The organism is Brevundimonas sp. FG8, from assembly GCF_057808845.1.
On the sequence record NZ_JBMDIU010000002.1, the window covers coordinates 205,670 to 232,571 of the forward strand.

24 protein-coding genes, 1 tRNA gene and 1 pseudogene are annotated in these 26,902 nt (G+C 68.5%); 11 read left to right on the forward strand and 15 right to left on the reverse strand.

Features of this window, described 5'->3' with window-relative positions; all coding sequences use genetic code 11:
• The first annotated feature begins 1 nt into the window (after position 1).
• Positions 2-937, forward strand: a complete 936-nt coding sequence (locus ACODRV_RS04595) for a Gfo/Idh/MocA family protein (RefSeq protein ID WP_488907580.1) — start codon at positions 2-4, stop codon at positions 935-937.
• Between the two features lies 1 nt (position 938).
• Here ACODRV_RS04595 and ACODRV_RS04600 read toward each other — a convergent pair whose 3' ends face one another.
• Together ACODRV_RS04600 and ACODRV_RS04605 are read right to left on the reverse strand one after the other, a co-directional pair.
• Positions 939-1,397, reverse strand: coding sequence for a MaoC family dehydratase (locus ACODRV_RS04600; protein ID WP_488907581.1), 459 nt, complete (start codon positions 1,395-1,397; stop codon positions 939-941).
• A 555-nt stretch (positions 1,398-1,952) separates the two neighbouring features.
• Positions 1,953-2,942 (reverse strand): threonine ammonia-lyase, encoded by a 990-nt coding sequence (locus ACODRV_RS04605; protein WP_488907582.1) that lies wholly within the window; start codon positions 2,940-2,942, stop codon positions 1,953-1,955.
• A 121-nt stretch (positions 2,943-3,063) separates the two neighbouring features.
• On the opposite strand from ACODRV_RS04605, the gene glpK reads away from it, so the two are divergent.
• Both glpK and ACODRV_RS04615 read left to right on the forward strand, forming a co-directional pair.
• A complete protein-coding gene (gene glpK / locus ACODRV_RS04610) occupies positions 3,064-4,557 on the forward strand; it encodes a glycerol kinase GlpK (RefSeq protein WP_488907583.1) in 1,494 nt (497 codons plus the stop codon).
• Positions 4,554-5,645 (forward strand): phosphotransferase family protein, encoded by a 1,092-nt coding sequence (locus tag ACODRV_RS04615; RefSeq protein WP_488907584.1) that lies wholly within the window; start codon positions 4,554-4,556, stop codon positions 5,643-5,645. The genes glpK and ACODRV_RS04615 overlap by 4 nt, the downstream gene beginning before the upstream one ends.
• Positions 5,646-5,654: 9 nt before the next feature.
• Here ACODRV_RS04615 and ACODRV_RS04620 read toward each other — a convergent pair whose 3' ends face one another.
• The 7 genes from ACODRV_RS04620 to ccmC all read right to left on the reverse strand — a co-directional run bounded on the left by ACODRV_RS04620 (position 5,655) and on the right by ccmC (position 10,843).
• Complete coding sequence (locus ACODRV_RS04620; RefSeq protein ID WP_488907585.1) at positions 5,655-7,379, reverse strand: CHAT domain-containing protein; 1,725 nt, start codon at positions 7,377-7,379, stop codon at positions 5,655-5,657.
• Complete coding sequence (locus ACODRV_RS04625) at positions 7,379-8,035, reverse strand: hypothetical protein (RefSeq protein ID WP_141628132.1); 657 nt, start codon at positions 8,033-8,035, stop codon at positions 7,379-7,381. The genes ACODRV_RS04620 and ACODRV_RS04625 overlap by 1 nt, the downstream gene beginning before the upstream one ends.
• Positions 8,036-8,148: 113 nt before the next feature.
• Positions 8,149-8,898, reverse strand: coding sequence for a DUF1223 domain-containing protein (locus ACODRV_RS04630; RefSeq protein ID WP_141628133.1), 750 nt, complete (start codon positions 8,896-8,898; stop codon positions 8,149-8,151).
• Between the two features lie 59 nt (positions 8,899-8,957).
• On the reverse strand, positions 8,958-9,218 hold the full coding sequence (locus tag ACODRV_RS04635) for a hypothetical protein (RefSeq protein WP_141628134.1): 261 nt from the start codon (positions 9,216-9,218) through the stop codon (positions 8,958-8,960).
• Between the two features lie 79 nt (positions 9,219-9,297).
• Positions 9,298-9,864, reverse strand: coding sequence for a DsbE family thiol:disulfide interchange protein (locus ACODRV_RS04640; protein ID WP_488907586.1), 567 nt, complete (start codon positions 9,862-9,864; stop codon positions 9,298-9,300).
• Complete coding sequence (gene ccmD, locus ACODRV_RS04645) at positions 9,861-10,118, reverse strand: heme exporter protein CcmD (RefSeq protein WP_141628136.1); 258 nt, start codon at positions 10,116-10,118, stop codon at positions 9,861-9,863. The genes ACODRV_RS04640 and ccmD overlap by 4 nt, the downstream gene beginning before the upstream one ends.
• A 2-nt stretch (positions 10,119-10,120) precedes the next feature.
• Entirely contained in the window at positions 10,121-10,843 is a 723-nt protein-coding gene (ccmC, locus tag ACODRV_RS04650) for a heme ABC transporter permease CcmC (RefSeq protein WP_141628137.1), read from the reverse strand.
• A 133-nt stretch (positions 10,844-10,976) separates the two neighbouring features.
• On the opposite strand from ccmC, the gene ACODRV_RS04655 reads away from it, so the two are divergent.
• Positions 10,977-11,201, forward strand: a complete 225-nt coding sequence (locus ACODRV_RS04655; protein WP_017506643.1) for an alkylphosphonate utilization protein — start codon at positions 10,977-10,979, stop codon at positions 11,199-11,201.
• A 76-nt stretch (positions 11,202-11,277) separates the two neighbouring features.
• Positions 11,278-12,795: a S41 family peptidase gene (locus ACODRV_RS04660; RefSeq protein ID WP_488907587.1), complete on the forward strand. Its 1,518-nt coding sequence runs from the start codon at positions 11,278-11,280 to the stop codon at positions 12,793-12,795.
• Between the two features lie 6 nt (positions 12,796-12,801).
• Here ACODRV_RS04660 and ccmB read toward each other — a convergent pair whose 3' ends face one another.
• Both ccmB and ccmA read right to left on the reverse strand, forming a co-directional pair.
• A complete protein-coding gene (ccmB, locus tag ACODRV_RS04665) occupies positions 12,802-13,467 on the reverse strand; it encodes a heme exporter protein CcmB (protein WP_488907588.1) in 666 nt (221 codons plus the stop codon).
• Positions 13,464-14,075 carry a heme ABC exporter ATP-binding protein CcmA gene (ccmA, locus tag ACODRV_RS04670; RefSeq protein ID WP_488907589.1) on the reverse strand — a complete coding sequence of 204 codons (612 nt, stop codon included), beginning with the start codon at positions 14,073-14,075 and terminating at the stop codon, positions 13,464-13,466. The genes ccmB and ccmA overlap by 4 nt, the downstream gene beginning before the upstream one ends.
• A gap of 201 nt (positions 14,076-14,276) precedes the next feature.
• Between ccmA and acnA the strand changes: the two genes are divergently transcribed.
• Together acnA and ACODRV_RS04680 are read left to right on the forward strand one after the other, a co-directional pair.
• The gene (gene acnA, locus ACODRV_RS04675) at positions 14,277-17,003 is read left to right on the forward strand and encodes an aconitate hydratase AcnA (RefSeq protein ID WP_141628142.1); all 2,727 of its coding nucleotides are present in this window, start codon (positions 14,277-14,279) and stop codon (positions 17,001-17,003) included.
• A gap of 126 nt (positions 17,004-17,129) precedes the next feature.
• Complete coding sequence (locus ACODRV_RS04680) at positions 17,130-18,737, forward strand: NAD(P)/FAD-dependent oxidoreductase (RefSeq protein ID WP_488907590.1); 1,608 nt, start codon at positions 17,130-17,132, stop codon at positions 18,735-18,737.
• Between the two features lie 211 nt (positions 18,738-18,948).
• On the opposite strand, the pseudogene acnB reads toward ACODRV_RS04680, so the two are convergent.
• Both acnB and ACODRV_RS04690 read right to left on the reverse strand, forming a co-directional pair.
• Positions 18,949-21,530 (reverse strand): annotated as a pseudogene (gene acnB / locus ACODRV_RS04685) (bifunctional aconitate hydratase 2/2-methylisocitrate dehydratase).
• 180 nt (positions 21,531-21,710) lie between these two features.
• Positions 21,711-22,586, reverse strand: coding sequence for an isoaspartyl peptidase/L-asparaginase family protein (locus ACODRV_RS04690; RefSeq protein WP_488907591.1), 876 nt, complete (start codon positions 22,584-22,586; stop codon positions 21,711-21,713).
• A gap of 85 nt (positions 22,587-22,671) precedes the next feature.
• Here ACODRV_RS04690 and ACODRV_RS04695 point away from each other — a divergent pair, with 85 nt between their 5' ends.
• Together ACODRV_RS04695 and ACODRV_RS04700 are read left to right on the forward strand one after the other, a co-directional pair.
• Complete coding sequence (locus ACODRV_RS04695) at positions 22,672-23,463, forward strand: 2OG-Fe(II) oxygenase (protein WP_488907592.1); 792 nt, start codon at positions 22,672-22,674, stop codon at positions 23,461-23,463.
• 11 nt (positions 23,464-23,474) lie between these two features.
• On the forward strand, positions 23,475-24,476 hold the full coding sequence (locus tag ACODRV_RS04700) for an NADPH:quinone oxidoreductase family protein (RefSeq protein ID WP_141628147.1): 1,002 nt from the start codon (positions 23,475-23,477) through the stop codon (positions 24,474-24,476).
• Between the two features lie 7 nt (positions 24,477-24,483).
• On the opposite strand, the gene ACODRV_RS04705 is transcribed toward ACODRV_RS04700, so the two are convergent.
• Complete coding sequence (locus ACODRV_RS04705) at positions 24,484-24,900, reverse strand: YkvA family protein (RefSeq protein ID WP_141628148.1); 417 nt, start codon at positions 24,898-24,900, stop codon at positions 24,484-24,486.
• Positions 24,901-24,957: 57 nt separating this feature from the next.
• On the opposite strand from ACODRV_RS04705, the gene ACODRV_RS04710 reads away from it, so the two are divergent.
• Positions 24,958-25,740, forward strand: a complete 783-nt coding sequence (locus tag ACODRV_RS04710; protein WP_488907593.1) for an SDR family NAD(P)-dependent oxidoreductase — start codon at positions 24,958-24,960, stop codon at positions 25,738-25,740.
• Between the two features lie 109 nt (positions 25,741-25,849).
• Positions 25,850-25,924 (forward strand) — tRNA-Gly (locus ACODRV_RS04715).
• A 168-nt stretch (positions 25,925-26,092) separates the two neighbouring features.
• Here the strand turns inward: ACODRV_RS04715 and ACODRV_RS04720 are convergent.
• Positions 26,093-26,899: an SDR family NAD(P)-dependent oxidoreductase gene (locus ACODRV_RS04720; protein WP_488907594.1), complete on the reverse strand. Its 807-nt coding sequence runs from the start codon at positions 26,897-26,899 to the stop codon at positions 26,093-26,095.
• Between the last annotated feature and the right edge of the window lie 3 nt (positions 26,900-26,902).

Below are 26,902 nucleotides of genomic sequence, written 5' to 3' on the forward strand. Positions count from 1 at the left end.
CATGACCGTCCAGACCACCCCGCTCAAGATCGGCGTCGCCGGAGTCGGCGTCATGGGCCGCAACCACGCCCGCGTCCTGTCGGACGTTCGTGACGTCACCGTCGCCGCCGTCTTCGATCCGGACGCCGCCACGGCCGAGGGCGTCGCGAGCCTGTACGGCGCGACCGCCTTCACCACGGCGGAGGACTTCGTCAACGCGGGTCTGGACGCCGCCGTCGTCGCCACCCCGAACCGCTACCACGCCGACCTGTCGGTTGCCCTGCTCGAGAAGGGCGTCCACGTCCTGGTCGAGAAGCCCATCGCCGCCACCGTCGCCGACGCCCAGCGGATGATCGACGCGGCCAGGGCCAACGACCGCGTGCTGATGGTCGGTCAGGTCGAGCGCTTCAACCCCGCCGTCGAGGCCGTGAAGCGCGCCATCCAGGGCGAGGACGTCATCTCCATCCAGATCACCCGCGTCGGCCCCTTCCCGCCGCGCATGGGCGAGGTGGGCGTGGTCATCGATCTGGCGGTGCACGACATCGACATCATCCGCCACCTGACCGACAGCGAGATCGTCGAGGTCCAGCCGCAACTGGCCCGCACCAAGGCCGAGCGCGAGGACACCGCCCTGCTCCAGTTCCGGCTGGAAAACGGGGTGATCGCCCACATCACCACCAACTGGGTCACGCCCTACAAGACCCGCACCCTGCAGGTCGCCACCAAGGGCAAGTTCGTGGTCGCCGACCTGATGACCCGTCAGGTCACCGAGTATTTCGGCCAGCAGCCGGACGGCAGCTACTCCACGCGCGGCGTGATGAGCTGGCCGAACGAGCCCCTGAAGAAGGAGCTGGAAGCCTTCGCCCACGCCATCCGCACCGGCGAGACCCCGGCGGTCACCGGCGAGGACGGGCTGCGCAACCTGGAAGTCGCGCTGCGCTGCCTGGGCGAGGGCTGATTTAAGCCCCGCCCACCATCTGCATCCCCAGCCATTCGGCGATCAGGGCGGGCTTTTCGCCGCCCTCGATCTCGACGGTCAGTTCGTGCTTGATCAGCCAGCGGCCGCCGCCCTTGTCCTCGGCGGACAGCAGCTTGAAGCGGCCCCGGATCTTCGATCCGGCAGGCACGGGGGCGAGGAAGCGCAGCTTGTCGAAGCCGTAGTTGACGCCCATCACCACCCCGTCCAGCGGCTTCACGCAGTCATAGGACATGGCCGAGGCGAGGCTGAGGGTCAGGAAGCCATGGGCGATGGTCCCGCCGAAGGGCGTCTGCTTCGCCAGTTCGGGGTTCACATGGATGAACTGCCAGTCCTCGGTGGTGTCGGCGAAGGCGTCGATCTTCGCCTGATCGACCAGGAACCAGCGCGAGACCCCGATTTCGGTCCCGACGAGCGACTGCAATTCTGACGGCTTGGGCATGGTTTCCTCCGGTTTTGAGGCCACGCTAGCGGGGTCGGTCCATTATCGAAACCCCTGTCTTCACCCGACCCGACACATCATGAAAATGCGCACTCAAAAATTTTTTGAGTGCACAAAGGTGCACTTTTTCCCGCGAGACAGAGGATGGGCGCAGGGCTCTACCTGAGGGGTTTGGTTGTCAAAGACCCGGGATCGACACGTTAGCAGGTCGGTGCGTCAAAATTGGTCGCAGGGGTCAGTGGAAGGGCCGCCTGTCATCCCGGCCGAAGCGAAGCGGAGAGCCGGGACCGCTTGGTCCTTTAAAAATTCAACGCCCCGGACAGCCCGCAGGGCTGAGCGGGCGACGGACAGAGCCAGGTTCAACCCTGCTCCCGGATAACCGCTTCGCAGTTTCCGGGAGGATGGAGGAAAGAGCGCCAGCATCCCGGATAGCGCCTGCGGCGCTTCCGGGATGACAAGGGGTAGATGAGCAGGAGCCTCCCGGGCTGGTCCTGAAATGGCCTGCCCGCACCCCTCCCAACCCTCCCCGTCGAGGGGAGGGCTATCAGAGTGTAGTCATTTCCCCTCGAACCGGCCCTCGATGATCTCGCTGAACAGGGACGGGTCTACGTTGCCGCCGGACAGGACCACCGCCGTCGTCCGGTCCTTCGCCTCGACCTTGCCGGCCAGCAGGGCGGCCAGCGACACCGCGCCGCCGGGCTCAACCACCAGCTTCAACACACGGAAAGCGTAGCGCACGGCCTCGGCTACCTCGGCGTCCGAGACGGTCTCGACGTGCGACAGGCGGCGGTTGATCGGGAAGGTCAGCTCGCCCGGACGGTCGGTCATCAGGGCGTCGCAGATGGTGCCGTGGGCCGGGGCGTGGGTCAGACGTTCGCCCGCTGCCATCGACAGCTGGGTGTCGTTGTAGTCGCGCGGTTCGATGCCGATGACCGGAACGTCCGGCAGCAGCGCGCCCATCGACAGATTGATGCCGGCGATCAGACCGCCGCCCGAGGCGCCGCACAGCAGCTGGTCGATCTTCGCCCCGACCACCTCGGCCTGTTCCACGATCTCCAGCCCGGTCGTGCCCTGACCTTCGATGACGAAGGGATCGTCGAAGGGCCGGACCAGAACGCTGCCGCGCGTGCGGGCGATCTCCTCGCCGATGTCCTCGCGGCTTTCGGTGTAGCGGTCGTACAGGCGCACCTCGCCGCCGAAGCCGATCACGCCCTCGACCTTCACCTTCGGACTGTCGGCGGGCATGACGATGATGGCGCTGGTCCCCATCATTTTCGCCGCGCAAGCCACCGCCTGGGCGTGGTTGCCGGACGAATAGGCGACGACGCCCCGCGTCAGTTCATCGGCCGTCAGACGGCTGATCCGATTATAGGCCCCACGGAATTTGAACGCCCCCGCCTGCTGCAGGTTCTCGGCCTTGAGCAGGACCCGTCCGCCCAGATGCGCGTTCAGCGCCGGGCTTTCGATCAGGGGGGTGCGAACCGCATGGCCGAGAAGCTGGCGGGCGGCGTCGCGGACGCCTTCAAAAGAGGCTGTGTGGGTCATGGGCTCTCAAGCGGCGCGAAAGTGAGGAGTGTTGGTGAGCGGAGAAGTGAGCAAGGGCGGCGCTCACGCCTCGCTCACTAGCACTCTTCACCCCGCCGGTTCACCGGCCTAACAATCACACATGAAAAGCCTCATCCTCGCTATCGATCAGGGCACCACCTCGACCCGCGCCATCGCGTTCGGCTGCACCGAGGATGGCGGCCTGCGCCCCGTGGCGGTCAGCCAGATCGAGCTGGAGCAGCATTTCCCGCATCCCGGCTGGGTCGAGCATGACGCCGCCGAGATCTGGGCCGCGACCCTGCAGACCTGTCGCGAGGTGGTGCGCAAGGCGGGCGGGATCGGTCGGTTCGCCGCCATCGGCATCACCAACCAGCGCGAGACCTCGGTGATCTGGGACGTCGCCACGGGCGAGCCCCTGCATCGCGCCATCGTCTGGCAGGATCGCCGCACAGCCGCCGCCACCGCGAAGCTGGCCGGCGCCGGACATGAGCCGGAGGTGCAGGCCGCGACCGGTCTGATCCTCGATCCGTATTTCTCGGCCTCGAAATTCGCCTGGCTGCTGGACCACGTTCCGGGCTCGCGCGAGCGGGTGCGGGCCGGCGAGATCAAGCTGGGCACCATCGAGAGCTGGCTGATCTGGAAGCTCACTGGCGGCGCCAGCCACGTCACCGACGCCACCAATGCCTCGCGCACCTCCCTGATGGACCTGCGCGCCCGCCAATGGCGGCATGATCTGGCGGAACTGTTCAATGTCCCGATGGAGGGACTTCCGGAAATCCGGGGCTGCGCCGACCATCTGGGCGACAGCGAGCCGTCGCTGCTGGGCGCGGCCCTGCCGATCCACGGGGCGGCAGGCGATCAGCAGGCCGCACTGGTGGGACATGGCGCCCTCAAGGCCGGGGACGCCAAGATCACCTATGGCACCGGGGCGTTTCTGGTCGCCAATGTCGGGGCCGAGCCGGCGCCGTCGACAACCCGCCTGCTGGGCACATTGGGTTATGACGCGCAGGGGACGGCGGCCTGGGCGCTGGAGGGCTCCATTTTCTCGGCCGGGTCGGCGATCCAGTGGCTGCGCGACGGGCTGAAGGTGATCTCGGAATCGCGCCAGTCCGAGGCCATGGCGCAGGGGCTGAAGGACAACGGCGGCGTCTATCTGGTTCCCGGCTTCACCGGTCTGGGCGCGCCCTGGTGGGAGCCGGACGCGCGCGGAACCATCGTCGGCCTGACCCGGGACAGCGGCCCGGCCCATATGGTGCGGGCGGCGCTGGAATCCCTCGCCTACCAGACCCGCGACCTGCTGGATGCGCTGGCGAAGGACGGGGCGCCGAAGCTGTCCGTGCTGAAGGTCGACGGCGGGGTCACCGCCAACGCCTTCGCCATGCAGTTCGTGGCCGATATCTGCGATGTCACGGTGGAGAGACCCGCGTTTCAGGAGATGACGGCGCTGGGCGCGGCCAAGCTGGCGGCGCTGGGGTGCGGCCTGATCGACACGCTTGACGCAGCGTCCGCCGAGGCTCCGGCCGTCTGGCGCCCCCGCATGTCCGTCGAAGACCGCGAGCGACTGCTGAAGGGCTGGCGCGGCGCGGTGAAGGCCGCCATCATCGCCGCGCAATGACCCAGACGCCCCCTGAAGACGCGCCAACAGACGCCCAGTCGACCTTCTCCGGCACCCGCGAGGTCGATCCCCGATACGCCCTTGATGAGACGTCGCTCGGCGCCTGGCTGGCGGCGAACGTCGAGGGCTACGCCGGTCCCCTGACCGTGCGCCAGTTCAAGGGCGGCCAGTCCAATCCGACCTATGAGCTGTCCACGCCCGGCCAGACCTACGTGCTGCGTCGCAAGCCGCCGGGAACCCTGCTGCCCAGCGCCCATGCGGTGGACCGGGAGTTCACCGTCATCTCGGCCCTGCACGCGCAGGGCTATCCGGTGGCGAAGCCTTGGGCCCTGTGCACCGACGACGGCGTCATCGGCTCGATGTTCTATGTGATGGACAAGGTCGAGGGCCGGGTCCTGTGGGACCTGAAACTGCCGGGGATGGCGCCTGCCGAGCGCCGCGCCGTCTATAACGCGCAGGTCGATACGCTGGCGGCCCTGCACCGGTTCGACCCCGCCGCCATCGGGCTGGGCGACTACGGCAAGCCGGGCAACTATTTCGAGCGGCAGGTCGGGCGCTGGACCAAGCAGTACCGGGCGTCCGAGATCGACCCGATCCCGGCGATGGATCGGCTGATCGACTTCCTGCCCGCCACCCTGCCGCCCGAGGGGCCGACCCGGATCGTCCATGGCGACTTCCGCCTCGACAACATGATCCTTGCGCCGGATCAGGCGCAGGTGCGCGCGGTTCTGGACTGGGAGCTGTCCACGCTCGGCGATCCGCTGGCCGACTTCTCCTATCTGCTGATCGCCTGGGCCATTCCGGGCTCGTTGCGCAACGGCCTCGCCGGCGCCGATCTGAAGGCGCTGGGCATTCCGTCGGTAGAGGAGGTGGTCGCCCGCTATTCGGAGAAGACCGGCGCCCCCGCGCCGTCGAACCTCGACTGGCTGTTCGCTTACAATCTGTTCCGGCTGGCGGCCATCTGTCAGGGCATCGCCGGGCGGGTCCGCGATGGCACGGCGGCCTCGCCGCAGGCGAAGTCCATGGCCGCACAGGTTCCGGCGCTGGCCGAAGGGGCGTGGAGCTTCGCGAAGAAGGCGGGGGCCTGAAGAGAGGAATTAGGGCTCTCCGACCAGCGTAAACGCCGCCCAATAGGCAGGATGGGCCCAGCGGCGTTCGGCGCGGACGGCGCGTTGGCCCGCCTGAAGCGCGCGGGCGCGAACGCCCGGATCGCTGACCGCGTGGCCGTCCAGATCGGCGAAGGTGGCGGTGATCAGGGTGGTGGTGGCGGCGTCCGACACCTCCCAGTGAGACACCAGCACCGACCGCGCGCCCGCATAGAAGAAGGCCCGGGCCAGTCCTGACAGCCCCTCCCCGCCCGGCCGCCCGTCAGACGCCGCGGTGTTGCAGGCCGACAGGACCACGAATTCGGCATTCAGGCGCAGCTGGGCTGCTTCGGAGGCGCTCAGATAGCCGTCGTCGGCCTCCGTCGCCTGATCCGGCGGGGTCATGACCAGCCCCGGCTCGGCCGCGGCTGATCCGGCCATCAGGCCATGGGTCGAGAAGACCACGAACCGGGCGCGCGACAGGGCCTCGGCGTCGGCGGTCCGCACCGCCCGCTCCGTGGCCTCCGAGCCGATCCGCACCACCGAGTCCGGATAGCGGGCCTTCAGCGTCTCCAGCTCCAGCCGCGATCCGCGCAGATAGGGCAGGGCCTTCAGCTTGCTGACATCGGCCAGCTGGCCGTTCATGACCGAGTCCGCCGCCGCCGCGCCGCGCGTCGGGTCGGACGGGGCTCCCGCCAGCAGGGGCGCGCCGAACGCCGCCAGCCGGAGCGGCTCGACCCTCGGCTCATTGCGCGAGGCGGGGGCCAGACCGGGCGGGCAGCCCGCGCTGCGCATCGCCGGAGAGGCGACCAGATAGCAGCGCAGCGACCGCAGGCTGGACACCGCCGGCAACCCGGCCATGGCGTAGCGATCCGCCAGCCAAGGCGTGGCGGCCAGCGCCTCCGGGTCCGCATCGGCCCCTTGCGGCGGCGCGGTCACCAGCACCGAAAGCGGCAGGGTGGACAGGGCCCCGGTCGTGACGGTGATCAGGGTCGTCTTGTCCTTGAAGGTCTCCTCGACCGGCAGGATCAGCTCGGAATACAGTCGCCAGCTCTCGGCCCGGTCGAAAGCAACCGGCTGGCGGCCCGCGAACAGGGTCGGGTCCATGTCATCGCCGCGCGGCGCGGCGGTGGCGCTCAGCGACAGACGCAGCTTGTCCACCGTGACCTTCAGCCGGGCCTCATCCATCGCCTCGGAGCGGGTCCAGGCGGCGCGCTCGCGCGTGACGGCCCAGACATAGGTCGCCTCCGGATTGACCAGGATGAGCAGCAGCCCCTCGTCGGGGCGCAGCAGTTGCCGGGTCTCGGCGATGGACAGGGCGCGGGGGCTGGTCAGATCTGAATAGGCCGGGAAGCGGGTCTCGATCTCGCCGTCCAGCGCCGCCAGACGGGCGGTCGCGGCCTCCCAGTCGGACTGGGCGCGGGTCCGGGCCGCCAGATCGGCGGGATCGGACGAGGCGTAGTGCCGCTCCAGCTCCCGCTCCAGACGGTCGCGGCGGACGATCAGCGCCTCACGCTCCTCGGCCAGACGACCGAGCGCGTCATCGCCCTGGGCGAAGCGGGCGGACACCCGGGCCAGGGCGTCGGCGGCGTCGGAGGCGATGGCCCACTGGGCCGCCTCGAAGGCTTCGGCGCGCAGGCTTTCGGGCGTGTCCGGACGGGCGGGCGCTCCACCGGCGGCCATCAGCAGGCCGGCCGCCGCCAGACCCGCCGCGCAGAGCCGCCCGAAGCGCCGCATCAGTTGCTGAGCACCTGAATACTGGTGCGGACATCCCCCCGGTTGGTCAGGGCGACCCGCATCTTGCCCCCGGCGCGCGAGGACACGGTGCAGACCGGATAGTGGTCGCCGAAACCGTCACGGCACATCGTCGCGCCACGCTGGTCCTGGACAGTCAGGTCGATGTCCGTGTCGCCGTCGCCGATGGCCGCCACCCGCAGCACCTCTCCGGCGCGGGCGTCGACGTCGAAGGTCCAGCTCTCGCGGGCTCTCAGTTGCTTGACGGTGAACACCGGCCCCGCGCCGAACGGTGAGGAGCGGACGCCGCGCGTCATTGGCTCGCGCAGACGGTCGATGGCGTCGATGATCGGCTGGTTGCCCGCCGACAGGGCCGCCGCCTCGTCCAGCAGGCGGGCCGGGGTGAGGATCGGTTCTGGCCCCTCGCCCTGCCGGACCGGCACCTCGGACAGCAGTCGAGCCGCCATGATCAGGGCGCCGGCGTCCCCACGCTCGCGCCCCCATGCCGCCAGTTCGGCGGCGGTCACGGCCTGGGCCACGCCGCGCGCTTCAGGCGTAATGACCGTCTCGGGATCGGTGGTGAAGGCCGACACGCTTCCGGCCGCGGCCAGAACCGCTGCGAGGGCCAGACCCTTCATCACAGGCTTTAAACCGATCATGCGCGCATCCCCGGGCGATGACGCCCCGACGTCCGGGGCCGATCATGCACTGTGAAAGACCTCTGGAGAACAGGGATACTGATCAAAGCTGACAGCGCCGCAATCGGACGGGATCAGCGACTTTCCAGCACCGCCGCCGTCAGGATGCGGCGATCCTCCCGTGACTGGACCAGAACCGCGACCGCCTGATCCGGGCCGGAAGCCTGAGGAAGGGTGTAAAGCACGGGGCGTCCGTTCCACGGCCCCAGCACGCGCAGCGACCGCACGACGTTCACATGCCGCACTTTCTGGCCGCGATTGTCGCCGCCGCCGATCTCCACCGTCTGGGGGCCGGGCGTATAGACCACCGCGACCACCTCGGCCCCGCCCGCGGGCGCGCGGCCCGAGCCGACGCCGACCCGGTCGCCGGTCTCACGGAACTCGACATCAGGCGGAGAGACGCGGCGGGCCGCTTCCTCGTCGATGGCGATCTGGATCGCCTCGATGCTGGCCGGAGCCTGACGGCGCCCGTCGATCACCACCTGCGGCGTCGAAACATTGCGGATGCGCAGCGCCCGGCGATAGTCGCGCTGGCGCTGGGCGAACTCGGGCCGCGCGAAGGTGTCGGCCCAGCCCATATAGTCCCAGTAGTCCACGCCATAGGTCAGGGCGATGACGCCCGGCTCCGCGGCGATGGTCTCGATCCGGGCGTTGGCTTCCGGACACCCCGCGCAGCCCTGCGCGGTGAACAGCTCGACCACCACAGGCTCTGTCGGCGCGGCGCGATGACGGACACGGGTCGACGACGGCTGGGCCGATGAGGCCGCCGTGAGCAGCGCGGTCAGGCCGACCGCGATCGAGAATGTCCACCCCCAGGTACGCATGCGAACATCTTAATCACGGCGTTCACACACGCGCCGGTCATTTTCGCGTGAGCCCGGCGTCAGACCCTGATGTCGAGCAGGCTGCCGGGGCGGCTGGGGCGTTGGCCGCCCTCGCCGGCATCGGCCCTCGGCGCGACCGAGCGAACCGGCGTGTCGCGCTGGACCACCGGCGCCGTGATGGCCGGAGCCGCCGCCGCGATGGAAGGTGAAGCCGCCGCCAGCGCCGACTGGAAGAAGGACGAACGCGAGGCCGCGGCCGGAGACGGGGGCGTCTGCGACGGGAACAACGGCGACGGAACAGGCGGGCGAATCACGCTCATGCCGACAGGGTTAATGAAAACCGTCGGAAAAGGGTTAACGCCCTGAAAGCAAGGGTTTCGGCCCCGGCTCAGACAGGGATCAGCGGCTCGTGGCGGTCGGCAGCGGACGCGCAGGGGCCTGCATGGCCGCCACCAGCCGTTCGATCTCGGCGTCTTCCAGCAACGGCCCGGCGAATTTCGCGACCACCCGACCCTGGGCGTCCACGGCGAAGGTCTCCGGCGCGCCGGTGATGCCCAGATCCAGCCCGGCCCTGCCCTCGCGATCCACCAGAACCATCGAGAAGGGATTGCCCAACTCGTCCAGGAAGGCGCGGGTGGCGACCGGGTCATCCTTCCACGCCACGCCGACGACGGAGACGCCGCGTTCCTTCAGCGCCATCAGCTTCGGATGCTCGACCCGGCAGGGCGCGCACCAGCTGGCGAAGACATTGATCAACATCGGCCGACCGACGCCCGCCGTCTTCAGGTCCACATGGCCCGGCCCGGCTTCGGTCCCGGTCAGGATCGGCAGGACGGTCTCCGGCACGGTCTGACCGACCAGCGCTTCCGGCTTCACCGCCGGATCGCGTTTCAACGACCAGCCGATGAACAGGGCCGACAGGGCGACCAGCACCACCAACGGAACGACAGCAAACCAGCGGCTCATTCTTTTGGCCCTAACGCGCCTTGCGCTGCTTGAGGGCGAGTTTGCCCTACCGCGCCTTGCGCTGCTTGAGGGCGGGCTTGCCCTGCCGCGTCCTGCGCAGCCGGAGGGCGGTCAGCTTCGAGCCTGGCCAGCTCCGCCTTCCAGCGACGCGCCGAAACGAGAGCGCGCGCGGCCAGCGCCGCCAGCACCACGGCGCTGACGCCCCAGGCGGGCCAGACGTAGGCGGCGTACTTCCCCATGTCGAAGTCGAGCATGATCAGGCCTCCAGAGCCCGGCGGGCGCGGATCGCCACGACCCGGCGGCGCACGATCTCGGTGCGGATCGCGGTCAGCCAGATGGCGAGGAACAGGACGAACCAGGCCGCCATCATGGTCAGCAGCGGCGTCAGGAACACCGGCGGCATCGACGGTCCGTCGGCGCGGATCAGGGAGGCGGGCTGGTGCAGGGTGTTCCACCAGTCGACCGAGAATTTCACGATCGGCAGATTGATCAGACCGACCAGTCCCAGCACGGCGGCGGCGCGGGCGGCGCGGGCCTCATCGTCGATCGAGGCGCGCAGGGCCATGTAGCCGAGGTAGAAGAGGAACAGCACCAGCACCGACATCAGGCGGGCGTCGCCCCATTCCCACCAGCTGCCCCACATCGGCTTGCCCCACAGGCTGCCGGTCGCCAGCGCCAGAAGGGTGTAGGCGGCGCCCGGCAGGGCGGCGGCCCGGGCCGCGGCGTCGGCCAGAGGGTGGCGAAACACCAGGGCGAAGAAGCTCGAAACGCCCAGCGCGCCGTAGATCATCAGACCAACCGAGGCGGCCGGAACGTGCACGAACATGATCCGCACGGTGTCGCCCTGCTGATAGTCCTCGGGCGCGGCGAAGCTGAACCAGCTCCCGGCCAGAAGCAGCACGATGGCGGCTCCCCACAGCACCGGCACGAGCGGGCGCGTGAAGCGGGCGAAGCGGTCGGGATTGGCGAGGCCGAACATTGTGAGCGCTCTTTAATCGCCTCTGACGATTTGCGCTACTTGAGGCTTTGTGCGGCCTATCGCGCATCGTGCGGCTTGAAGCTTGACCGTTCGACATGCCAGACCGTCGCGCACCAACTCCCCGAGGACCGCAATGACCGACGACGTGACCAAGGATTCCAACGGCAATATCCTCGCCGACGGCGACAGCGTGACCCTGATCAAGGACCTGAAGGTCAAGGGCTCGGGCGGCGTGACCCTTAAGCGTGGCACGCTGGTGAAGAACATCCGTCTGACCGGCGACCCCGATGAAATCGAGGCCAATGTCGAGAAGGTGCGCGGCCTCGTCCTGCGCACCGAGTTCGTCAAGAAGGCCTGAGCGCAGGTTACAAAGCCTTAAGTGGCGGGCCGTCGCCCCCTCCGGTAGCGCTTGCGTCACACCGGAGGGGAAACCGATGACCGCACGCCTGCTCGCCGCCGCTCCGGCCCTCGGCCTGACGGTCGTCCTGGCCCTGGCCGCCGCGCCCGTCACCGCCCAGGAGACGCCCGCCGCGCCGTCCTTCCTGACCACGCCGCGCGACTGGTCCGCGACCCTGCGCGAGGACGTGACAGCCCTGCACGCCGTCATCATGGACAGCCATCCGGGCCCCTACGATACCCTGAACCCCGGGTTCCGCGCCAAGGCGGAGGCCGGACTGGCGACCGCGTTGCAGCGGGCCGAAACCACCACCGACGCCGGCGGCTGGTGGTGGGCCCTGCGCGCCTATGTCGCCAGCTTCGATGACGGCCACGTGCAGATGGGCCTGAAGGAATCCGGCGGCTTTCCGACCCGCTGGCCCGGCTTCCTGACGAATGACAAGGGCGGCGACCAGATCGTCATGACCCGCGACGAGACCGACGCCGACACCCCGCCCGTCGGCGCCCGCCTGATCGATTGCGACGGCGTGTCGGCGGATCAGCTCGGCGCCGACCGGATCGGCGCTTTCCGGGGGCGCTGGTTCCTGGAATCCCAGCACGTCCTCTACGGCGACTGGCTGTTCATGAACGCCTCCAATCCCTGGACGCCCGAGATGCGCAACTGCCGCTTCGAGGTCGGCGGACAGACCCGCGGCTGGACCCTGAACTGGCGTCCCATCGCGACCGATGACCTGTCCGCCCGCCGTCAGGCCCTGAGCGGCCGGGGGGACTATGAGTTCGGCCTGAAGACGCTGGATGACGGGGGCGTCTGGTTCTCGGCCCCCTCCTTCAACGGGAACCCCGGGAGTGACGCCTATGCGGCCCTCACCCCTTTGATGGAGGAAATGAAAACGCGTCAGACCGAACTGCGCGCCGCTCCCTATGTGGTGCTGGACCTGCGCGGCAACGGTGGCGGGTCCTCCCACTGGAGTGAGCTGGTGGCTCAGGCGCTGTGGGGCGACGACTGGATGGCCTCGCACCAGCTCCCGGCGATTGAAGCCATCGAGTGGCGTGCCTCTGACGATAATCTGAAGGCCATTCAGGCCTATTTCGATGAGTGGACCGCCGCCAACGCGGATGCCCAGCGGATCAACTGGGCCCGCCGCATCATCGATGGCATGACCGCCGCCCGCGCGGCGGGCCAACCCTACTGGCGCGACGGAAACGACCAAACCGCGCCGGAAGAGGCTCGCCCGGCCCCGACCCGGGTCGTGCGTGGTCCGGTCTTCGTCCTGACCGACGCCGGCTGCGGCTCGGCCTGTCTGGACGCCGTCGATCTCTGGAAGGCCATGGGCGGGATCCAGATCGGTCGCGAGACCTCGGCGGACACGGTCTATATGGATGTACGCGGCGACGAACTGCCCAGCGGCCTTGTGCAGATCGCCATTCCCATGAAGGTCTGGCGCGGTCGTCAGCGTGGCAACAACGAGCCCCAGCGCCCGGCCCACGTCTTCGACGGCGACATGACCGACACCGCCGCCCTCCAGGCCTGGGTCCGGACCCTGCCGGAAAACTGACGCCGCTCAGCCCTGGGCGTTGCGGATCGCCGCGGCGCCCGCGAAAGGCGTGATCACCGCGGCGAACAGCACATAGGCGATCAGGAAGGCCAGCGCCGGTCCCGGCGACTGACCGTTCGCCGCCCGTTCCAGCGCTCCCGCCCCGAACACCACCGGCGGGATGAACAGGGGCAGGACGACCACCGCGATCAGCAGACCCCCGCGCTTCGAGCCCAACGCCAAAGCCGCGCCCAGCGCGCCGGTCAGGGCGAAGCCCAGTCCGCCGATCAGGGCCGCCAGCGCGGCCAGCGGAGCCAGCGACACCGGCAGGCCGAGCGTGATCGCCGCCACCGGCGCGGTCACCGCCAGCGGCCAGCCGACCGCCAGCCATTGCGCCTTGGCCTTGGCGATGACCGCCAACTCCAGCGGCGCGGGACCGAGCGCCAGCAGGTCCAGCGTCCCGTCCTCGAAATCCCGCTCGAACAGCCGCTCCAGCGACAGGATCGAGGACACCGCCAACGCCACCCAGGCGATGCCGCCCGCGACCGGTCTCAACGCCGCCGGATCACTGCCCGAGGCCAGCGGCACCAGCACCGTCAGGCACAGGAAGAAGCCGCAGGCCAGCAAGGGCCCGCCCCCGCCCGCCCAGGCCAAAGCCAGTTCGCGCCGCCAGAGGGTCATCAGCGCCTTCATGCGACGCCTCCCGGGGCAAGGCCGATGTCGAGAGACCGCGCCGGGATCGGCAGGGGATCATGGACGGCGGCGAGGATGCATCCGCCGCGATCCAGATGCGCCTTCATCAGCACTCCCATGGCCTCGCGCCAGCGCGCGTCCAGCGGGCTGAGCGGCTCGTCCAGCAGCCAGATCGGGCGCTGCACGGCGATCAGTCGCGCGAAGGCCAGCCGTCTCCTCTGCCCCGCCGACAGCTTACGCACCTCCAGGTCCAGCAGGGGGGTCAGCGCCAGCACATCCACGGCCGCCGCGAGCCCGTCCGCGCCGGCCCCCAGCCACCGGGCCTGAAACATCAGTTCTTCCCGCGCCCGGCGTGCGCCCTTCAGACCGTCCAGATGGCCCAGCCAGTGCAGATGTCTGGTGCGCGCCTCGTCCGCCTCGACGTCGGCGAAGGCGATGCTGCCCGTGTCCGGACGCAGGAAGCCGGCCAGCGCCCGCAGCAGGCTGGTCTTGCCCGCCCCGTTCGCGCCGGTCAGGGCCACGGCCTCGCCGGAAGCCACTGAAAAGGAAAGATTTCGGAACAGAACCCGTTCGCCGCGCGACAGGGTCAGACCATCGACGGTGATCATCTGAAAGGGCTCCAGTTGCGAGCCGCTATCAATGCCCCTTCTGACGTCATGGATTCATGGACGGAGGGGGGAACCATCGCTATATGCCCGAACGCCGCAGCAGGCGTTCGCCGCGCGCGACGGGACCCTGTGCGCCCCGCCGACGAGAGCGCGAACGTGCAACCGGATTGTCGGGCGGCTTTGACCAGAGGACGCTTCTCCATGCCGTCGATCGACAGCCTCAAGACCCGCCAGGACCTTTCGGTCGGGCGCAAGAAATACGCCTATTACAGCCTTCCCGCCGCCGAGGAAGCCGGTCTGACCGGGATTTCCCGCCTGCCGCGCTCGATGAAGGTGCTGCTGGAGAACCTGCTGCGCAACGAGGACGGCGTCTCGGTGACCGAGGCTGACCTCAAGGCCGTCGCCGCCTGGATCGAGAACAAGGGCTCGGTCGAGCACGAGATCGCCTTCCGCCCGGCCCGCGTGCTGATGCAGGACTTCACCGGTGTTCCGGCCGTCGTGGATCTGGCCGCGATGCGCGACGCCATGGCCAAGCTCGGCGCCGACGCCACCAAGATCAACCCGCTGGTCCCCGTCGATCTGGTCATCGACCACTCGGTCATGGTCGACCACTTCGGCACCGCCAAGGCCTTCAACCAGAACGTCGAGCGTGAGTACGAGCGCAACATCGAGCGCTACAACTTCCTGCGCTGGGGGTCGTCGGCCTTCAATAATTTCCGCGTCGTGCCCCCCGGCACCGGCATCTGCCACCAGGTGAACCTGGAAAATCTGGCCCAGACCGTCTGGACGCTGGAAGAAGGCAAGAAGACCGTCGCCTACCCGGACACCGTGGTCGGCACCGACAGCCACACCACCATGATCAACGGCCTGGCCGTTCTGGGCTGGGGCGTCGGCGGCATCGAGGCTGAAGCCGCCATGCTGGGCCAGCCGATCCCGATGCTGATCCCGGAAGTCATCGGCTTCAAGCTGACCGGCAAGCTGCCGGAAGGCGCGACCGCCACCGATCTGGTGCTGACCGTCACCCAGATGCTCCGCAAGAAGGGCGTGGTCGGCAAGTTCGTGGAGTTCTTCGGCGACGCCCTGACCGGCCTGACGCTGGAAGATCAGGCGACCATCGCCAACATGGCCCCGGAATACGGCGCCACCTGCGGCTTCTTCCCGGTGTCGCAAGCCACCATCGACTTCCTGACCGCCACCGGTCGTGACAAGGCGCGCGTCGCCCTGGTCGAGGCCTACGCCAAGGCGCAGGGCCTGTGGATCGACGAAAACTCCGAAGAGCCGGTCTTCACCGACACGCTGGAACTGGATCTGGCCTCGGTCGTGCCGTCGCTGGCCGGTCCGAAGCGTCCGCAGGACCGCGTCGAACTGACCACCGCCGCCCCCGAGTTCGAAGGCCACCTGACCGGCACCTTCGCCCGCGCCGCCGACGCCGAACGCGTCGCGGTCGAGGGTGAGAAGTTCACGGTCGGCGACGGCGACGTCGTCATCGCGGCCATCACCTCCTGCACAAACACCTCCAACCCGTCGGTGCTGATCGCCGCCGGTCTGGTGGCGCGCAAGGCGCTGGCGCTGGGCCTGAAGCCCAAGCCCTGGGTCAAGACCTCGCTGGCCCCCGGCTCGCAGGTCGTCACCGACTACCTGACCGACGCCGGCCTGCAGAAGGATCTGGACGCCATCGGCTTCAACCTGGTCGGCTACGGCTGCACCACCTGCATCGGCAACTCGGGCCCGCTGGACCCGGCGATCTCCAAGGCGATCAACGACAACGGCATCGTCGCCACCTCGGTCCTGTCGGGCAACCGCAATTTCGAAGGCCGCGTGAACCCGGACGTGCAGGCCAACTACCTGGCCTCGCCGCCGCTGGTCGTCGCCTATGCGCTGGCCGGCTCGATGCGCATCGACATCACCAAGGACCCGATCGGTCAGGACAAGAAGGGCAATGACGTCTTCCTGAAGGACATCTGGCCGACCTCGGCCGAAGTCGCCGAAATCCAGCGCAAGTCCGTGACCCCGGCCATGTTCGCCAAGCGCTACAAGGACGTCTTCAAGGGCGATAAGCACTGGCAGGCGATCAAGGTCACCGGCGGCCAGACCTATGAGTGGGACGGCACCTCGACCTACGTCGCCAACCCGCCCTACTTCGAAGGCCTGTCCATGGAGCCGAAGCCGGTTCAGGACATCGTCGAAGGCCGCGTGCTGGCCATCTTCGGCGACTCGATCACCACCGACCACATCTCGCCGGCCGGTTCGATCAAGAAGACCTCGCCCGCCGGTCAGTGGCTGACCAACCACGGCGTCGACGCCCTGGACTTCAACAGCTACGGCGCACGCCGCGGCCACCACGAAGTCATGATGCGCGGCACCTTCGCCAACATCCGCATCCGCAACAAGATCACCCCGGAGATCGAGGGCGGCGTCACCAGGCACTTCCCGTCGGGCGACGTCATGTCGATCTACGACGCGGCCATGCGCTACCAGTCAGAAGGCCGTCCGCTGGTCGTCTTCGCCGGCAAGGAATACGGCACCGGCTCGTCGCGTGACTGGGCGGCCAAGGGCACCAACCTGCTGGGCGTCCGCGCCGTCATCGCCGAGAGCTTCGAGCGCATCCACCGCTCGAACCTGATCGGCATGGGCGTCGTGCCGCTGCAGTTCAAGCAGGACGGCTGGCACAAGCTGGGCCTGACCGGCGAGGAGATCGTCACCATCCGCGGCCTGACCGACGCCAACGTCGGCAAGTTGAAGCCCCGTCAGGACCTGTGGGTCGAGATGTTCCGCCCGTCGGACGGCAAGATGGCCCGCTTCCCGGTCCGCTGCCGCATCGACAACCAGACCGAGCTGGAATACCTGCGCGCCGGCGGCGTCATGCCCTACGTGCTGCGGAACCTGGCCGGCGGTGAAGTCGCCGAGGCTCCGGCCGCCGCCGACTAAGCCAGACCGCCCTCAAGCAGCGAGGCTCCGCGAGCCTCGCGATAGGGCAACAAGAATGAAAGGCCGGTGGAGCGATCCACCGGCCTTTTTCATGCGCTTCGCGCGGCGACCGGCTAAAAGGCGCCGATGCTGCGCCTTTCAGAAATCAAACTGCCTCTCGACCACGCGCCCGAGGCCCTGCCCGAGGCGATCGCCACGCGTCTTGGCGTGCCTGCGCACGATCTCGTCCGCTGGTCGGTGTGGAAGCGGGCGCACGACGCGCGGAAGAAGTCCGCGATCCTGAAGGTCTACATCCTCGACGTCGAAGTCCGCGATGAGGCGGCGGTGCTGGCCCGGTTCGAAAACGATCCGCATGTCCGGCCTTCGCCGGACGTGACCTATCACCCTGTCGCGGTCGCGCCGAAGGACATGCGCCTGAGGCCGGTGGTGGTCGGGGCCGGGCCATGTGGCCTGTTCGCCGGTCTGATCCTGGCCGAGATGGGCTTCCGGCCGATCATCTTGGACCGGGGCAAGGTGGTGCGGGAGCGCACGAAGGACACCTGGGAACTCTGGCGCAAGAGCAAGCTGCACCCCGAATCCAACGTCCAGTTCGGCGAAGGCGGCGCCGGCACCTTCTCGGACGGCAAGCTCTACAGCCAGATCAAGGATCCGCGCTTCCTGGCCCGCAAGGTGCTGACCGAGTTCGTCGCGGCCGGCGCGCCCGAGGAGATCCTGACCGAGGCCCATCCACACATCGGCACCTTCCGGCTGGTGACCATGGTCGAGGCCATGCGCGAGAAGATCGAGGCCCTGGGCGGCGAGTACCGGTTCGAGCATCGCGTCGTGGACATAGAGATGCGGGACGGCGCCCTGAAGGGGCTGCACCTGCACACCGGCGAGGTGCTGGAGGCCGACCATGTGGTCTTCGCCATCGGCCATTCGTCTCGCGACACCTTCCAGACCCTGTACGACCGGGGCGTCCATATCGAGGCCAAGCCCTTCTCCATCGGCTTCCGCATCGAGCATCCGCAGTCGTGGATCGACCGGGCCCTGTTCGGCCCCTGCGCCGGTCACCCCGATCTGGGGGCGGCGGCCTACTCCCTGTCGCACCACTGTTCGAACGGGCGGACCGTCTACAGCTTCTGCATGTGCCCGGGTGGAACGGTGGTGGCGGCGACCAGCGAGCCGGGCCGCGTCGTGACCAACGGCATGAGCCAGTATTCGCGCAACGAGCGGAACGCCAACTCCGGCTTCGTCGTCGGCATCTCGCCCGAGGACTATCCCGGCGATCACCCGCTGGCCGGGATCGAACTGCAGCGGCAGCTGGAGACCCGCGCCTATGCAGCCGGCGGCGGGGACTATTTCGCGCCCGGTCAGCTGGTCGGCGACTTCCTCGCGGGACGGCCTTCGACCGAGCTGGGCGAGGTGGTCCCCAGCTACAAACCCGGTGTACGCCCGACCGATCTGGCGCCCCTGATGCCCGACTATGTCATCGCCGCCATGCGCGAGGCCCTGCCGGTCTTCGGCCGCAAGATCCCGCGCTACGACGACACCCAGGCCGTGCTGACCGGGGTTGAGACCCGCACCTCGTCGCCGATCCGCATGACCCGCGGCGCGGACTTCCAGAGCCTGACCATGCGCGGGCTGTTCCCCGCGGGCGAGGGCGCCGGTTATGCGGGCGGCATCCTCTCGGCCGCCGTGGACGGGATCAAGGTGGCCGAGGCCGTGGCGCGGTCGATGACCGGCCAGTCCTAGTCGCCGGTCTCAGCGTCCGCATGCTCTCGTCGACATCGGGCGACCGAATGAAGTTTGTAAATCGGCACAAGCGATGGCCATTCAGCCAAAAGTTGCCTTCCTGACAGCGTACCAACCGTCGCTTCGGATTGATTCCCGCCTCACCCCAGAATCAAAAAGGGCCGGTGGAGCGATCCACCGGCCCTTTGTCGTTTCCGACTGACGTCCGCCCTTACCCGGCGGCGACGCGATCCGCGTATTCGGGGATCTGGTCGAAATTCATGTAGCGGTAGACCTCGGCGCGGTCGGCGTCGATGACGCCCATCTCGGCCATGTATTCCGCCACGGTCGGGATGCGGCCCAGCTTGGAGGCGACGGCCGCCAACTCGGCAGAGGCCAGGTAGACGTTCGAGCCCTTGCCCAGACGGTTGGGGAAGTTGCGGGTCGAGGTCGAGACCACGGTCGCGCCTTCCTTCACCTGCGCCTGATTGCCCATGCACAGCGAGCAGCCCGGCATTTCCATACGGGCGCCGGCGCCGCCGAGGGTCGAGTAATGGCCCTCCCTGGTCAGTTCGGAGGCGTCCATCTTGGTCGGCGGGGCGACCCACAGACGGGTCGGGATGTCCTTCTTGCCCTTCAGCAGCAGCGAGGCGGCGCGGAAGTGGCCGATGTTGGTCATGCACGAGCCGATGAAGACCTCGTCGATCGGGGTCTCCTGCACCTCGGACAGCAGGCGCGCGTCGTCGGGATCGTTCGGGGCGCACAGGACCGGCTCGGTCACCTCGGCCAGATCGATTTCGATGACGTGGGCGTATTCGGCGTCCGCATCGGCTTCCAGCAGGTTCGGATGGGCGAGCCACAGCTCCATGGCGTCGATCCGACGTTGCAGGGTGCGAGCGTCGGCGTAACCGTCGGCGATCATGGTCTTCATGAGCACGATGTTCGAGGTCATGTACTCGATGATCGGTTCCTTGTTCAGCTTGACGGTGCAGCCCGCCGCTGAACGCTCGGCCGAGGCGTCGGTCAGTTCGAACGCCTGTTCCACCTTCAGATCCGGCAGGCCCTCGATCTCGAGGATACGGCCCGAGAAGGCGTTGACCTTGCCCGCCTTGGCCACCGTCAGCAGGCCCTGTTTGATGGCGTAGTAGGGGATGGCGTGCACCAGATCGCGCAGGGTGATGCCCGGCTGCATCTCGCCCTTGAAGCGGACGAGGATCGATTCCGGCATGTCCAGCGGCATCACGCCGGTGGCGGCGCCGAAGGCCACCAGACCCGAACCGGCCGGGAAGGAGATGCCGATGGGGAAGCGGGTGTGGCTGTCGCCGCCGGTGCCGACCGTGTCGGGCAGCAGCAGGCGGTTCAGCCACGAGTGGATCACGCCGTCGCCCGGACGCAGGGCCACGCCGCCGCGGTTCGAGACGAACTGCGGCAGTTCGCGGTGCGTCTTCACATCCACCGGCTTCGGATAGGCGGCGGTGTGGCAGAAGGACTGCATCACCATGTCGGCCGAGAAGCCGAGGCAGGCCAGATCCTTCAGCTCGTCACGGGTCATCGGACCGGTGGTGTCCTGCGAGCCGACCGTGGTCATCCTGGGCTCGCAATAGGTGCCCGGACGCACGCCCTGACCTTCCGGCAGACCGCAGGCGCGGCCGACCATCTTCTGGGCGAGGGTAAAGCCCTTGCCGCTGTCCTCCGGCGTGACCGGCAGGCGGAACGCGGTCGAGGCCGGCAGGCCCAGCGCCTCACGCGCGCGGGCGGTCAGCGACCGGCCGATGATCAGGTTGATGCGGCCGCCGGCCTGCACCTCGTCCAGCAGGACCTGCGACTTCAGCTCGAAGTCGGCGACCGTCTGGCCGTCCTTCTCGATCTCCCGGCGTAGGGATAGATGTCGATGACGTCGCCCATGTTGAGGTTCGAGACGTCGACCTCGATCGGCAGGGCGCCGGAGTCTTCCTGGGTGTTGAAGAAGATCGGGGCGATCTTGCCGCCCAGGGTCACGCCGCCGAAGCGCTTGTTCGGCACGAACGGAATGTCCTCGCCGGTGGCCCAGATCACGCTGTTGGTCGCCGATTTGCGCGACGAACCGGTGCCGACCACGTCGCCGACATAGGCGACCAGATGGCCCCTGGCCTTCAGGTCCTCGATGAACTGCATCGGACCACGCACGCCGTCCTGCTCCGGGGTGATGCCCGGGCGCGCGTTCTTCAGCATGGCCAGATAGTGCAGCGGGATGTCCGGACGCGACCAGGCGTCGGGCGCCGGCGACAGGTCATCGGTGTTGGTCTCGCCGGTCACCTTGAACACGGTGACGGTGATCTTCTCGGCGACCTTGTCGCGCGAGGTGAACCATTCGGCGTCGGCCCACGACCGGATCACGGCCTGGGCGTTGACGTTGCCGCCCCTGGCCAGTTCGGCGACGTCATGGAAGAAGTCGAACATCAGCAGGGTCTTCTTCAGGCCCTCGGCCGCGACCGCGCCGACCACCGCATCCGTCAGCAGGTCGATCAGCGGCTTGACGTTGTAACCGCCCACCATGGTGCCCAGCAGCTCGGTCGCGCGCTCGCGCGACAGGGCCGGAACCGCGAAATCGCCATGCGCCACCGCCGACAGGAAAGACGCCTTCACCTTGGCCGCGTCATCCACGCCGGGCGGCACGCGATGCGTCAGTAGGTCCAGCAGTTCCTGTTCGGACTCACCGGCCGGGGGCGCCTTGATCAGCTCGATCAGGTCCGCGGTCTGCTCCGCCGACAGCGGGAGCGGCGGGATGCCGAGCGCCGCGCGTTCGGCGACGTGGGAGCGATAGGCTTCGAGCATGAGGGCCTCCTTGATCCAGTCGCGATCAGGTTGGCCACCGGCCCGTCAAAACCGCGCGCGGGCTTTCCCACATAAGGCCCGACGCCGCAACACGAGGGCCCGATCCGGCGGGGACCGGGCGGCAGCCTGTGTCATGCGCGGAACAGGTCACCCCGCGTCAGCCGACGCTTCCGCCCGGGTTCAGCGCCCGAAGACCTCGACACCGATCTCCCCGGCGGGCGTCAGCCAGGCGCGCTTCATGCCCTGGCTGTTGAACGGGGCGGTGATGTTGCCTTCGCGGTCCAGCGCGATCAGACCCCCGTCGCCGCCCATGGCGCCGATCTCGTCGATAACCGCCTGAGCGGCCACGCTCAACGATTGACCCGCCGCCACTCGCCAGGCCGTCTGGGCCGTGGCGGCGACGCGAATGAAGTATTCACCCTGCCCGGTGCCCGAGACGGCGACATTGCCGTCCGCCCACGTCCCGGCGGCGGGTATCGGGGTGTCCCCGACCCGGCCCGGCATCTTGCCGAAAACCCCGGCGGTCGAGGTCGCGGCCGCCAGCCGACCCTCGCTGTCCAGCACGCAGCAGCCCACCGTGCCGTGGCTCAGCGTGCCCGGCGGATGGTTGTCCTCGCCCTTGCCGGCGCGCGTGAACCAGGCCTCTTCATCGGCGATGGGCTCCAGTCCCTGATCCAGCGCGAACAGGGCCGCGCCCTCGCCGGCCAGCATGACGTGTGGCGTCCGGTCCATCACCGCGCGCGCGGCCACCACCGGATTGCGGAAGCCCTGCAGCGCCGCCACGGCGCCCGCCCGCTTCGTCGCACCATCCATGATGCTGGCGTCCAGCTCATAGGCCCCGGCCAGATTCGGCGAGGCGCCCCGTCCGGCGACATAGAGACCCGAGTCCTCCAGCATCACGACCGCCGCGACCGCGACGTCCAGCGCGCTGTCGCCCCGGTCCAGCCGAACCTTCATCGCCTCGACAACCTCGCGCATGTGCACGACCTCCCGGTCATAGTTGCGTTCGCGCCGCGCACCGGCGCCGCCGTGAAGGATGAGGGCGGGTTGGGTCATTGAGGTCTTTTATCTCGTGCCGGGACTGCTAGCGTCTTCCGGTGTGGACGGAAGATCACCGTCCATGCGCTGCAAGGGGCGACGCATGCAAGCACCGGGAACGGGGAATACGACCAAGGGCGCGACGATCACCATTGATCCGGCGCTGGACGGTCGCGCCATGGCCGCTGCCTTCAAGGCCCATGGTCGCATCCACATCCCGGGTTTCCTGGCCCCGCACTCGGCGGCCGCCCTGCACGACGCCCTCGCCGCCGAGACCATGTGGGTCTGCTCCACCCGGGGCGGCGGCCAGAACATCGACATCCCGGTCGAGCATTTCGACGCCTTCACGCCCCAACAGGCGGCGCGATTCTTCAGCCTGGCCCACGCCGAGGCGCGCGACGGCTTCCACTATATGTTCGACAGCCTGCGGGTCAGCGACCTGATCGAGAAGGGCGAGTCGATCCATCCGGCGCTGGCCGCCGGCTACGCCTTCCTGAACAGTCCGGCCTTCCTCGACTTCGTTCGCGCCCTGACCGGCGATGAACGACCCAATCATGTCGATGCCCAGGCGACCCGCTTCGAGGCCGGCCACTATCTGACGCAGCACGACGACAAAAAGCCGGAGGCCGGGCGGCTGTACGCCTATGTGCTGAACCTGACGCCACGCTGGCGTACGGACTGGGGCGGACTGCTGACCTTCATCGACGAGGACGGCCATCTGGCCGAAGCCTACGCGCCCGCCTGGAATGCGCTGAACCTTTTCCGCGTGCCGGCGGAGCACGCCGTCTCCTTCGTCACGCCCTTCGCCGGCGCGCCCCGGCTATCCATCACCGGCTGGGTGCGTCATCTCCCGTCCGACTCCCCGCACCGTCGCGCGTCCGCGCGTCGCCCCTAGAGAGAGATTTCATGCGCGCTGTTCTGTCCAAGGCCCCCGGCGGCCCCGAAACCCTGGTCGTCGAGGAGGTTCTGGACCCCCGCCCGCAGAAGGGCGAGGTGGTGATCGAGGTGAAGGCCATCGGGGTCAACTTCCCCGACACCCTGATCATCGAGGACAAATACCAGTTCAAGCCGCAGCGCCCCTTCTCGCCGGGCGGTGAGGTGGCCGGTATCATCGAGGCCGTCGGCGAGGGCGTGAAGGGCGTCTTCAAGGGCGACCGCGTCATCGCCGTGCCCGGCTGGGGCGGCATGGTCGAACGGCTGGCCGTGCCCGCCAGTCAGGTCATCAAGATTCCCGACGGCATGGATTTCCAGACCGCCGCCTCGCTGGTGATGACCTACGGCACCTCCTACTACGCCCTGAAGGACCGGGCGCAGCTGAAGGCGGGGGAAAGCCTGCTGGTGCTGGGCGCCGCGGGCGGTGTCGGCGTCGCCGCCGTCGAACTGGGCAAGGCCATGGGCGCCCACGTCATCGCCGCCGCCTCGACCAACGACAAGGTCCAGTTCGCGTTGGAAGCCGGGGCCGACAACGGCCTGATCTATCCGTCGGGCAAGATGGACAAGACGGCCCAGAAGGAGCTGTCAGGCGAGCTGAAACTGGCCTCGGGCCGCGACGGCCCCGACGTGGTCTATGACGGCGTCGGCGGCGACTACTGCGAGCCGGCCCTGCGCGCCATGGACTGGAACGGCCGCTATCTGGTGGTCGGCTTCCCGGCGGGCATTCCGTCCCTGCCGCTGAACCTGACCCTGCTGAAATCGGTGTCGGTGATCGGCGTCTTCTGGGGCGCCGCCGTGGCCCGCGATCCGTCGCTGCACGTCGCCAACATGGCCGACCTGTTCAGGTTCTGGAGCGAGGGCAAGATCAAGCCCCGCATCAGCCGCACCTTCCCGCTTGAACGCGCTCACGAGGCCATTCAGGCGCTGGGCGACCGCTCGGTCATGGGCAAGGTCGTGGTGACCGTCGAGGACTGAGCCCCGCTCAGTCCTGATCGCCTTTCAGATGATCAAGCGCGGTCCGGGCCAGTTCCCGGTGCCGCGCCTTGATGTTCGCCCCCAGCGTCGCCAGCAGGGCCGCGAACACCGCCGCGTCGTCGGTGAAGCCGACCACGGCGAACAGGTCCGGGATGGCGTCCGTCGGAAGGACGAAATAGGCCAGCGCCCCCAGCATGATGCCCTTGGCCGCCGTCGGGGTCTCCGGGTCGCGCGCCGCGTACCAGACCGACAGCACCTGATCGGCGAAGGGGATGCGCGCCGCCGTGCGCCGGATCTTGGGCCAGAAGCCCCGGCGCACCCGCGCCTCGTTCACCTGCTGGACGGCGGGCACGAGGGCGTAGGACGGGTCCAGCGCGTTTTCGGGGTTGGCTGCCCCGGCGGCAGGTTTGGCATTGGTGGTCATGGCGGCTAAATCCCCCGCGACAGTCTCGGTTCACAACAACACATAGGGTCTCCGGACATGAAACTCGACAGCAGCATCGCCGCGGTGGTCACCGGCGGCGCCTCGGGCCTCGGTGAAGGCACCGCCCGCGCCATCGCCGCCACCGGCGCCAAGGTCGCCCTGTTCGACATGAACGAGGAAAAGGGCGAGGCCGTCGCGAGGGAGATCGGCGGGATCTTCTGCAAGGTCGACGTCACCTCCGATGAAGAGGTCGCCGCCGCCTTCGCCAAGGCCCGCGCGGCCCACGGGCAGGAGCGCCTGACCATCAACTGCGCCGGCATCGCCACCGGCCAGAAGACCGTCAGCCGCAAGAAGGACACCGGCGAGATCCGCGCTCACGACATGGCGTCGTTCGAGCGCACGGTCCGGATCAACCTGTTCGGCACCTTCCGGGTCCTGTCGCAATCGGCGGCGGGCATGGTGACGCTGGAGCCCATGGCTGACGGCGAGCGCGGCCTGATCGTCAATACCGCCTCGGTGGCGGCCCAGGACGGCCAGATCGGTCAGGCGGCCTATTCGGCGTCCAAGGGCGGCGTCTACGCCATGACCCTGCCCATCGCCCGCGACCTCGCCCAGGAAGGCGTCCGCTGCAACACCATCCTGCCCGGCATCATGTGGACGCCGATGATGGCCGGCATGGACCAGAAGGTTCAGGACAGCCTCGCCGCCGCCATCCCCTTCCCCAGCCGCCTCGGCACCCCCGCCGACTACGCCTCGCTGGTGCTGGAGCTGGCCCGCAACGTCTACATCAACGGCGAATGCATCCGCCTCGACGGCGCCATCCGTCTGGCGCCGCGGTAAGCGCGCTAGCGCTCATGACGCCGTCATTCGCTGCTTGAGCGCAGTTTTTTCAAAAAGGGACTTGCCGGATGTCGAAAGCGTCCGCTATACGCCCGCCTCCAACTGAAGCGCGGGCGTAGCTCAGGGGTAGAGCATCACCTTGCCAAGGTGAGGGTCGGGCGTTCGAATCGCCTCGCCCGCTCCAGTTTGGAACAGCAAAAGGCTCGGTCTTCGGACCGGGCCTTTTTGTTTGGCGTCATGGGCCGCCCCCAGATCGCCACGGTGAGGGTCGGGCGTTCGAATCGCCTCGCCCGCTCCAGTCGAAGCTTTAAAGGGCTCGGTCTTCGGACCGGGCCCTTTTGCTTTTCCGGCCCTAGATCCGCTTCAGCCGTTTCGCGTGCCCGCCGACCATGTTCAGGGCGATGCGGTCGGGCAGGTGTTTGGCCAGACCGGCCAGCAGGTTGTTCATGAACCCCGGCGTGACCTGCGGGCGGTTGGCCTCGACGGCGTCATAGCCGACGCGGGCGACGTGTTCGGCCGTCTGCCACATCCAGGCGGGATAGGCGGTCGAGACCTCGTCGCGCGTGCCGTTGACGTCGTGGAATTCGGTCAGGGTGTAGCCGGGGCAAAGCACGGTGACGTACACACCGGTGTCGAGCAGTTCCAGATACAGCCCCTGCGAGGCCTTGATCAGGAAGCTCTTGATCGGCCCGTACAGGGTGTCGCCGCCGGTCGCGGGCATCCGACCCGCCAGAGAGGCGACGTTCAGGATGCGGCCATAGCTGCGGGCGACCATGTCGGGCGCGAACAGGCGGGCCAGCTCGACCGGCGCGCTCAGCATCACCCGGATCATGGCCGCGTGATCGGCCGGATCCGTCTGAAGGAAGCCCTCGGTCCGGCTGAAGCCCGCATTGTTGATCAGGGCGTCGACCATCAGCCCGCGCTCGAGCACGGCCTCATACAGGGCGCGCGGCGCGGCCGGATCGGCCAGATCGGCGGTCAGGACCGTGACGGCGGACCCCATCCGCCGCAGTTCCCCGGCCAGCGCCTGCAACGGCGCCTCGCGACGGGCGGTCAGGATCAGATCCCAGCCCTCGCCGGCATAGACGCGCGCCAGGGCGGCGCCGATGCCCGCCGACGCGCCGGTGATCAGGGCTGTGCGGCGATTTCCGGGATTCACGCG

Coding starts and splice junctions, on each gene's coding strand:
- ACODRV_RS04655 (WP_017506643.1), top strand. CDS start 10,977: ATGACCGACGACGTGACCAAGGATTCCAACGGCAATATCCTCGCCGAC.
- ACODRV_RS04690 (WP_488907591.1), bottom strand. CDS start 22,586: ATGACCCAACCCGCCCTCATCCTTCACGGCGGCGCCGGTGCGCGGCGC.
- ACODRV_RS04600 (WP_488907581.1), bottom strand. CDS start 1,397: ATGCCCAAGCCGTCAGAATTGCAGTCGCTCGTCGGGACCGAAATCGGG.
- ccmC (WP_141628137.1), bottom strand. CDS start 10,843: ATGTTCGGCCTCGCCAATCCCGACCGCTTCGCCCGCTTCACGCGCCCG.
- glpK (WP_488907583.1), top strand. CDS start 3,064: ATGAAAAGCCTCATCCTCGCTATCGATCAGGGCACCACCTCGACCCGC.
- ACODRV_RS04635 (WP_141628134.1), bottom strand. CDS start 9,218: ATGAGCGTGATTCGCCCGCCTGTTCCGTCGCCGTTGTTCCCGTCGCAG.
- acnA (WP_141628142.1), top strand. CDS start 14,277: ATGCCGTCGATCGACAGCCTCAAGACCCGCCAGGACCTTTCGGTCGGG.
- ccmD (WP_141628136.1), bottom strand. CDS start 10,118: ATGCTCGACTTCGACATGGGGAAGTACGCCGCCTACGTCTGGCCCGCC.
- ACODRV_RS04595 (WP_488907580.1), top strand. CDS start 2: ATGACCGTCCAGACCACCCCGCTCAAGATCGGCGTCGCCGGAGTCGGC.
- ACODRV_RS04625 (WP_141628132.1), bottom strand. CDS start 8,035: ATGATCGGTTTAAAGCCTGTGATGAAGGGTCTGGCCCTCGCAGCGGTT.
- ACODRV_RS04640 (WP_488907586.1), bottom strand. CDS start 9,864: ATGAGCCGCTGGTTTGCTGTCGTTCCGTTGGTGGTGCTGGTCGCCCTG.
- ACODRV_RS04605 (WP_488907582.1), bottom strand. CDS start 2,942: ATGACCCACACAGCCTCTTTTGAAGGCGTCCGCGACGCCGCCCGCCAG.
- ccmA (WP_488907589.1), bottom strand. CDS start 14,075: ATGATCACCGTCGATGGTCTGACCCTGTCGCGCGGCGAACGGGTTCTG.
- ACODRV_RS04710 (WP_488907593.1), top strand. CDS start 24,958: ATGAAACTCGACAGCAGCATCGCCGCGGTGGTCACCGGCGGCGCCTCG.
- ACODRV_RS04660 (WP_488907587.1), top strand. CDS start 11,278: ATGACCGCACGCCTGCTCGCCGCCGCTCCGGCCCTCGGCCTGACGGTC.
- ACODRV_RS04680 (WP_488907590.1), top strand. CDS start 17,130: ATGCTGCGCCTTTCAGAAATCAAACTGCCTCTCGACCACGCGCCCGAG.
- ACODRV_RS04620 (WP_488907585.1), bottom strand. CDS start 7,379: ATGCGGCGCTTCGGGCGGCTCTGCGCGGCGGGTCTGGCGGCGGCCGGC.
- ccmB (WP_488907588.1), bottom strand. CDS start 13,467: ATGAAGGCGCTGATGACCCTCTGGCGGCGCGAACTGGCTTTGGCCTGG.
- ACODRV_RS04615 (WP_488907584.1), top strand. CDS start 4,554: ATGACCCAGACGCCCCCTGAAGACGCGCCAACAGACGCCCAGTCGACC.
- ACODRV_RS04695 (WP_488907592.1), top strand. CDS start 22,672: ATGCAAGCACCGGGAACGGGGAATACGACCAAGGGCGCGACGATCACC.
- ACODRV_RS04700 (WP_141628147.1), top strand. CDS start 23,475: ATGCGCGCTGTTCTGTCCAAGGCCCCCGGCGGCCCCGAAACCCTGGTC.
- ACODRV_RS04630 (WP_141628133.1), bottom strand. CDS start 8,898: ATGCGTACCTGGGGGTGGACATTCTCGATCGCGGTCGGCCTGACCGCG.
- ACODRV_RS04705 (WP_141628148.1), bottom strand. CDS start 24,900: ATGACCACCAATGCCAAACCTGCCGCCGGGGCAGCCAACCCCGAAAAC.